At 43.0% G+C, this 7,379-nt stretch carries 6 protein-coding genes, 1 tRNA gene and 2 pseudogenes; 8 read left to right on the top strand and 1 reads right to left on the bottom strand.

The window, feature by feature from the left end; all coding sequences use genetic code 11:
* Nucleotides 1–563 precede the first annotated feature (563 nt).
* From V7K35_RS23220 to V7K35_RS23210, 3 genes and pseudogenes are all read left to right on the top strand, one after another.
* Nucleotides 564–980: pseudogene (locus V7K35_RS23220) on the top strand (alpha-amylase family glycosyl hydrolase); the annotation flags it as partial.
* Between the two features lie 669 nt (nt 981–1,649).
* On the top strand, nt 1,650–3,386 hold the full coding sequence (gene ltrA / locus V7K35_RS23215; RefSeq protein WP_335082026.1) for a group II intron reverse transcriptase/maturase: 1,737 nt from the start codon (nt 1,650–1,652) through the stop codon (nt 3,384–3,386).
* A 129-nt stretch (nt 3,387–3,515) separates the two neighbouring features.
* Nucleotides 3,516–4,565, top strand: a pseudogene (locus V7K35_RS23210) (alpha-amylase family glycosyl hydrolase); the annotation flags it as partial.
* A 62-nt stretch (nt 4,566–4,627) separates the two neighbouring features.
* Here the strand turns inward: V7K35_RS23210 and V7K35_RS23205 are convergent.
* Nucleotides 4,628–5,047 (bottom strand): fasciclin domain-containing protein, encoded by a 420-nt coding sequence (locus tag V7K35_RS23205; RefSeq protein ID WP_334797858.1) that lies wholly within the window; start codon nt 5,045–5,047, stop codon nt 4,628–4,630.
* 164 nt (nt 5,048–5,211) lie between these two features.
* Between V7K35_RS23205 and V7K35_RS23200 the strand changes: the two genes are divergently transcribed.
* The 5 genes from V7K35_RS23200 to V7K35_RS23180 all read left to right on the top strand — a co-directional run bounded on the left by V7K35_RS23200 (nt 5,212) and on the right by V7K35_RS23180 (nt 7,374).
* Nucleotides 5,212–5,448 (top strand): DNA-directed RNA polymerase subunit omega, encoded by a 237-nt coding sequence (locus V7K35_RS23200; protein WP_334797857.1) that lies wholly within the window; start codon nt 5,212–5,214, stop codon nt 5,446–5,448.
* Nucleotides 5,449–5,471: 23 nt separating this feature from the next.
* Complete coding sequence (locus V7K35_RS23195) at nt 5,472–6,080, top strand: hypothetical protein (protein WP_334797856.1); 609 nt, start codon at nt 5,472–5,474, stop codon at nt 6,078–6,080.
* Between the two features lie 49 nt (nt 6,081–6,129).
* Entirely contained in the window at nt 6,130–6,495 is a 366-nt protein-coding gene (locus V7K35_RS23190) for a DUF1818 family protein (protein ID WP_335082024.1), read from the top strand.
* Between the two features lie 50 nt (nt 6,496–6,545).
* Nucleotides 6,546–6,619: transfer RNA gene (locus V7K35_RS23185), tRNA-Pro, on the top strand.
* 377 nt (nt 6,620–6,996) lie between these two features.
* The gene (locus tag V7K35_RS23180; protein WP_335082022.1) at nt 6,997–7,374 is read left to right on the top strand and encodes a helix-turn-helix domain-containing protein; all 378 of its coding nucleotides are present in this window, start codon (nt 6,997–6,999) and stop codon (nt 7,372–7,374) included.
* Nucleotides 7,375–7,379: the final 5 nt, after the last annotated feature.

The following is a 7,379-nucleotide window of genomic DNA, read 5'->3' as shown; positions in this document are numbered from 1 at the left end:
CTGAACCCGAAGGGAGGTTCCCTCCGTTGTAGCAAGTGGCGTGGGATTAAGGGGGGTGATTTTAATCACAGCTAACCACTTTTCAAACAACCTCTTAGGAGGCGGGAAGTTATTCCTAAGACAATTGCTAATTCATAACTCATATTCATAAATTATGTCTCCCTCATAGTGATTTTCTCTGGCTCGTGAGACATCTTTGAGCAGCCGCATCTAAGAATTACCCAAGACTGGGGTCACTGGGAATTTTTATGAAGCTATTAAACTAATCCAGTGTCTGCCTAAATCATTACGGACAAAGTGAATAAAATAAAATTAAGAATAATTAAGTAATAAATCAAAAAGATAAATTTAATAAATATTAAACACTAACAAATTGTAGTCAGAATAGTTAATAGCGATTATTTGCGAGATTGCTTTAGAACAAGGGGATGCCCCTTGTTTCATAAAAAATGGGTATAAATCGATAATGACTACTGAGAAATCACAGATTTTCTATCATAAGTAGGAGCCATAAAGAAGCTAATATTTGCAACGATCGCTTCTGAAGGTACAAAAAGTTATTCATGCAAATTCAAACACCAGACTGGGTAAAACACGCTGTTTTCTACCAAATATTTCCAGATCGCTTTGCCAGAAGCAAACAACCGCGCAAACGGCTGCTGCGTGAAGCCCGTTGGGAAGATTGGGACGCTATGCCAACACTCCAAGGTTATAAAGGCGGCGACTTATGGGGCATCATGGAAGGTTTAGACTATATACAGGATCTGGGAATCAACGCGATTTACTTTACACCCATTTTTCAATCCGCTAGTAATCACCGCTATCATACCCACGATTATTATCAAGTTGACCCGATGCTGGGGGGTAACGAGGCTTTTAAGGAATTGCTAGACGCAGCCCATCAACGGAATATCAAAGTCGTTTTGGATGGCGTGTTTAACCATTCCAGCCGTGGCTTTTTCTTTTTCCACGACGTTTTAGGTGCGATTCGTTAGTCTAAATGAGTAGTAATACTCAGGGATGACTGCAAGGTAACAGAACCTTGACAACTTGATTTCCGTGATGGTGAGATAACTAGCCGAGCCAAACAAAGCGAAGACAGCTAGGGGCAAAACGCCAAAATAATCAATTCCATCTCTCCAGATGCAGGAGTAACAGCGAGTCCCCCACTTGATTAAGTTTGGCAGCTTAACTAGGTGAAGCGGGGAATCACGGCGGTAACTCAGAATCCGACTTGAGAATCCCGTCTAGCAAAGTTGGTTATGAGTAGGAATACGAACTCTCGACTGAACCATCGTAATCGTGAACAAGCCTACACGGATTATTGGCTTGCCCAAAAGGGAAAGGAGATAGTGGTAGTCATCTAAAAGGGCTATCAAAAAAAGAACTAGCAATGTCCTCGTGCTAGTTTGCATCCACAAAATCTCCCGGTGGATAGAGAGACTCTAAGACCAACGCAACAACGGAAATCAGGAACGAAGTAACCTACTCAATGCTCTCAGGAAAGGTCGATTACTGAGTAGTAGCCAGCGCAAGCATTGAGCTAGGAGGGATTGTCTCAGAAGCAAATGCCCTAAGTAACATTAGGGATAAGCTGACGGAGACACGGTGACTTGGAAGGTAAAGCCTCTAATAGCGGTTTATAAGTTATGAGCGAGTTAACGACTACGTATGAATGGAGCAAGCTACCCTGGCGCAAGCTAGAGCGTAGAGTGTTTAAGCTGCAAAAACGGATTTACCAAGCCTCTCAACGTGGAGATGTCAAGACAGTTCACAAACTCCAGAGATTAGTAACGAAATCCTGGTCAGCAAAATGCATGGCTGTACGTCGAGTAACTCAGGACAACCAAGGAAAGAAGACGGCAGGTGTGGATGGATTGAAAAGTCTAACCCCAAAAGCACGCCTTGTCTTGGTAAATAACCTAAAATTAGGACAGAAAGCGGCTCCCACCAGAAGAGTCTGGATTCCCAAACCAGGAACAGAGGAGAAAAGACCGCTTGGTATCCCGACAATACATGACCGTGCTTTGCAAGCATTAGCCAAATTAGCCTTAGAACCCGAATGGGAAGCTAAATTCGAGGCAAATAGCTACGGCTTTAGACCAGGACGCTCAGTCCATGATGCGATTGCGGCAATATTTAGCGAGGTAAAAGCTAAAACCAAGTATGTACTTGACGCTGATATCTCCAAATGCTTTGACCGCATCAACCATGAAGCTCTGCTAAGAAAATTAAATACACCCCCCACCATTAGTCGGCAAATTCGAGCTTGGTTAAAAGCGGGAGTGATGGATGGCAAAAGGCTATTCTCTACATCTGAGGGTACACCACAAGGCGGGATTATTTCTCCGCTTTTGGCAAATATAGCTCTCCACGGTATGGAAAATCGGATAAAACAGGCATTTCCTGTCACAAACCCTAAAGTAAACGGAAAACGTAAAAAAATCCTATCGCCCGTACTTATTAGGTATGCCGATGACTTCGTAATAATGCACGAAGATTTAACCGTTGTCCAAAGATGCCAGCAGATAATCGCAGATTGGTTAAAGGACATGGGCTTAGAGCTTAAACCAAGTAAAACACACCTAACTCATACTCTTTATGAGTTAGAAGGAAGAACAGGGTTTGATTTTCTTGGTTTTAATATTAGGCAATTTCCTACAGGAAAGAACCGCGTAATCAAAAATACCAATGGCAAACCCCTTGGATTTAAGCCGCTAATCACCCCAAGCGCAAAGAAGGTTAAAGAACACCTTGAGAAAACAGGGAATATCATCAAAGCCCATAGGTCAGCGCCGCAATCGGTGCTAATAGAAAGACTAAATCCAATAATCACAGGATGGGCTAGATATTACTCAACTCAAGCAAGTAAATCTACATTTACAAAAGTAGATTACTTAATGTACAACCAATTAAGAGCTTGGGCAGACCGTCGCCATCCACAAAAGAACAAGCATTGGGTCAGCAATAAGTACTGGCTGATAGATTCTGGAGAAGGATGGAAATTTGCGACAAGAGATAAAGAGCGTCTTCGTTCTCACGCAGGAACGCCAATTATCAGACACACCAAAGTGCAAGGGAACCGCAGCCCTTACGACGGAGACTGGATTTACTGGAGTTCAAGAATGGGGCAACACCCGGAAGCAAACAAAAGAGTAGCTATACTACTAAAAAGACAACAAGGGAAATGCACTCATTGTGGACTGTACTTCAAAGATGAAGACCGGATGGAAATTCATCACGTTATTCCCCGCCACAAAGGTGGTAAAGATGAATACAAAAACTATCAAATTCTTCATCGACACTGCCACGATAACGTAACAGCCTTAGATGCTGTCGGCAAAGAAGAGTTAAGTGAGGAATGGCTAGATGCTAATCCTTTCTAACCGCCTAAGCCCTATGGGTAATAGAGGTATGTGTGACAAACACCAAGTCATTGAGGAGCCGTGTGAGGTGAAAGTCTCAAGCACGGTTCTGAAGGCGAGGCGGAGTGGTGACGCTCCGACCTTAGCTAACAAAATGGCCCCCATTCGCCTTGGGTAAATTGGTTCAAAATCGAAGGCTGGCCTCTCGCAGCCTACACTGGTGAATTAAGAGCAAACTACGTAGGTTGGGCGGGAAATCGTGCCTTGCCAGAATTTAACCACGACAATCCAGAAGTCCGGGAATACATTATGGAAATTGCCGAATATTGGATTAAATTCGGCATCGACGGTTGGCGGTTAGATGTACCATTTGAAATAAAAACTCCTGGCTTTTGGCAGGAATTCCGCGATCGCGTTAAGGCAGTCAATCCCGAAGCTTACATAGTGGGCGAAGTCTGGGGAGATTCTCGACAGTGGTTGGATGGGACGCAATTTGACGGGGTAATGAATTATCTATTTACCGGGCCAACAATTGCCTTTGCGGCTGGCGATCGCGTAGTCTTAGAACAAGTCCAAAGCCGTGACTATCAACCCTACCCACCCTTATTTGCTGCTGAGTACGCCACTAAAATCCAGGAAGTACTGGAACTTTACCCTTGGGAAATTCAGCTAACTCAACTCAATTTGCTAGCAAGTCACGATACAGCGCGATTGATGACCATTGCAGGCGGCGATAAAGCTAGCGTGGAATTGTCAACTCTACTGCTACTCACCTTTCCCGGTGCCCCCAGCATCTACTATGGTGATGAAGTTGGTTTACCTGGTGCCATAGACCCTGACTCACGTCGTAGCTTTCCTTTAGAAGCCAAATGGGAGCGAGAAATTTTCAATAGTCACCGTCAATTAATTGCCCTGCGCCACACTTACCCAGCGTTGCGTACAGGTGATTACCAAGTCCTCTATGCTCAAGGACAACTTTATATCTTTGCGCGAACTTTGGGGACAGAGGAATTGATAATTGCCATCAACGCTGGCACAAGTTCGGCAACAGCGAATGCAGATGTCGTCAGTTTGCGTACTCAACCCAACAAGTTGTTATATGGCACTGCTGAGGTTGAGTGGAATGGTGAAGCAGAAACTCAGCAGTTGTCATTAACTCTTCCTGCACGCAGTGGATGCATTCTGGGGACTAGGGACTAGGGACTAGGGACTGGGGAATAGTAGTTTTCTTTGCCAATGCCCCATACCTCATAACCAATGCATTAGCTTCCCGCCACCATTGCAGGCATCAACACCCCATCAATAATATGGATCACGCCATTGTCTGTCAAAATATCTGTTTTGAGGACATTGGCGTTATTTACCTTAAATTTGCCGTCGGCAGATTCAATGGCTACAATTGACCCCTCAAGCGTCGCTGCCTCATTAATTTGTACCAAGTCATCAGACCGAACATCCCCACTAACGATATGATACGCCACAATTTTCTTGAGCTTGGGGATATCTTGTAGTAGCGAATCTAAAGTTCCCTCTGGCAGATTGGCAAAGGCTTCATCAGTTGGTGCAAATAGTGTAAAAGAACCAGGACTCTTCAGAATTTCTATGAGATTTGCAGCTTCAGCAGCCTTTACCAGGGTATTGAAGTTTCCCGCGTTGACAGCAGTTTCCAAAAGGTCAGCCATAAGGGTGTGTCACTTTAGTTAGGTAGTATTATAAGTAACTTAACTTATAAAGTGATTAAAACATTCTCAACCTCTATCAACATAGAGGTTGCTAACGATTAAATACACAGCGGCAGATTTATCAGGACTGCTACACTGGGGAATGACCCCAAAAACCACTAATTATGCTAAAGCGTTCTAAGTTCGAGACAACTCAGTCTCAAATTATGCATCGGTCTGAGGAGCTGATTGGTGCAGCCTCAAATCGTTACCGGATTACGGTTCAGGTGGCAAATCGTGCTAAACGTCGGCGTTATGAAGACTTTGAAAGTAACGAAGATGTGATGATGAAACCAGTGCTAAGGGCAATTATCGAAATGTCCGATGAATTGACTCAGCCAGAGATTATTGGTGAGATATAAAAAAAGACTTTAGAGAAGGTAGGATGAGCAAAAATTTATCGTTCATTCAACCCCGACTCAAGCACTGGCAGACACTCACTACCTTAATGGTAGTGGGTGTAATTGTTTTGAGTTCAGGGGCTGACAAATCAATACATACAAATTTATTTAGCATCCAACCTGCGATCGCTCAGAGAATTACTCCTGGCGATGTTTGGCAGAAAGTATATCAGCAATTGCCAAATTTACCACGGGAAAATAACTATATCAGCAAAGAAAATGGAAAAGTTGCCGAAAACAACACCTTGGTAAATCGCCTGATTAAATATCATATTTATACCAAAGGGCGTGCCCCAATTTATCGCTTAGATTGGAAGCTAACTTTAGCTGATTACCTGGGTGCGAACGAAATTATCTATGATACTAGCTATCCAGGAAATGATTCACTACGGGAAAATCCTCTAGAAGGCGATCGCAAAGCCATCAGCCGACTCACCCGCAGCCAGCGAGATGCTTTAGTGCAAGTCTTAGTCAATATATTTAATCCGACTTCTCAAAATACTTTATCGCCTAACTCGAATACCACAGCCAATCCTAGTACATCAACTACCCCACAGCCACCCCAACGAGGAGGTGCCGAATTACTGAAGTAATAGGAAAGTTATGAGTTGTAAATTAATAACTCCTAACTTTTAACTTTTTATGGAACGCGTTGTAAAAAGCGGATCTGGCTGGCGTATTGGCTGGAACCCCGAAGCACCTGATTTTAAAGGTTTAGTCGGTACAGATGATTGGGCAATTGAGTTAACCGAAGCCGAGTTGAATGATTTTTGCCGTCTACTAGCACAACTAGCAGACACGATGAAGCAACTCGCAACTGAATTGATGGAAGAGGAAAAAATTGCTTGTGAAGCTGAAAGCGATTTATTATGGATGGAGGTGGAAGGCTATCCTCATGCTTACAGTCTGCGCTTCATCTTGAATACAGGGCGGTGTGTAGAAGGTAAATGGGATGCTTCTGCTGTTCCAGATTTACTGCAAGCTACTGGGATACTTAAGGTTTTTTAAATTTGCCTATTGATTATCCTAGAGTTTTGCTATAGAATAATAATTCTGACCGGGGCGTAGCGCAGCTTGGTAGCGTGCCACTTTGGGGTAGTGGAGGTCGTGGGTTCGAATCCCGCCGCTCCGATTGATGATAAGCCATGCCTGCTAGTCTTTTTAAAAGATTGGCAGGTTTTTCAATCATGTCTGCCAGATAATATCAAATCTTTAGCATAAAAGCATTCCAAAGCTTTAGAGTACTCCAAGTAAAAAAGTGCCCAATTGTCATTGCGAATGGAGCAAAGCGGAATGAAGCAATCGCAATATCTTGGGATTGCTTCGCTACACTTCGTTGCGCTCGCAATGACAGGTTTTGGATAATTTATTTTTTGGAACACTCTTACTACAAATAATAATTGGAATTGGCTCAGACAGCGTAGGTAAATTATTATCATTTAGCCATTCGCGCATACAGCACTTCCGTCTGTTATAAGGTACACTAGATTAAAATATAAATGCTTTTAAATGAAATCATACTCTCTCGATCTTCGAGAAAAAATAGTTGCAGCACATCTTCAGAAAAATATCTCAATCAGGAAAGTAGCTAACATATTTTCCGTTTCAAAGAGTTTAGTCCAAAAGCTTGTAAAACAACAAAAACTTGAAGGAAATTTACAAGCCAAGCCGCGAGGAAAGCCACAATTTAGTCATCTAACAAATGCTGACATAGAATTGAGAGAATTAGTTGAATCACATCCAGATGCAACATTGATAGAGTTGTGTGAATTATTTGCAGACAAGACTGGAAATTCGGTAGGCCGAAGTGCAATGTGTCGGGCGTTACAGAAATTAGGATTAAATCGGAAAAAAAAACAAAGCGGAGTACCCAAGCAGAGACTTTAAGAGTC

The organism is Nostoc sp., assembly GCF_036917275.1.
In the GTDB taxonomy this organism is placed as follows: Bacteria; Cyanobacteriota; Cyanobacteriia; order Cyanobacteriales; family Nostocaceae; genus Nostoc.
This window is presented reverse-complemented; position numbering and strand designations above follow the sequence as displayed.

Coding starts and splice junctions, on each gene's coding strand:
- ltrA (WP_335082026.1), top strand. CDS start 1,650: ATGAGCGAGTTAACGACTACGTATGAATGGAGCAAGCTACCCTGGCGC.
- V7K35_RS23205 (WP_334797858.1), bottom strand. CDS start 5,047: ATGGCTGACCTTTTGGAAACTGCTGTCAACGCGGGAAACTTCAATACC.
- V7K35_RS23200 (WP_334797857.1), top strand. CDS start 5,212: ATGCTAAAGCGTTCTAAGTTCGAGACAACTCAGTCTCAAATTATGCAT.
- V7K35_RS23195 (WP_334797856.1), top strand. CDS start 5,472: ATGAGCAAAAATTTATCGTTCATTCAACCCCGACTCAAGCACTGGCAG.
- V7K35_RS23190 (WP_335082024.1), top strand. CDS start 6,130: ATGGAACGCGTTGTAAAAAGCGGATCTGGCTGGCGTATTGGCTGGAAC.
- V7K35_RS23180 (WP_335082022.1), top strand. CDS start 6,997: ATGAAATCATACTCTCTCGATCTTCGAGAAAAAATAGTTGCAGCACAT.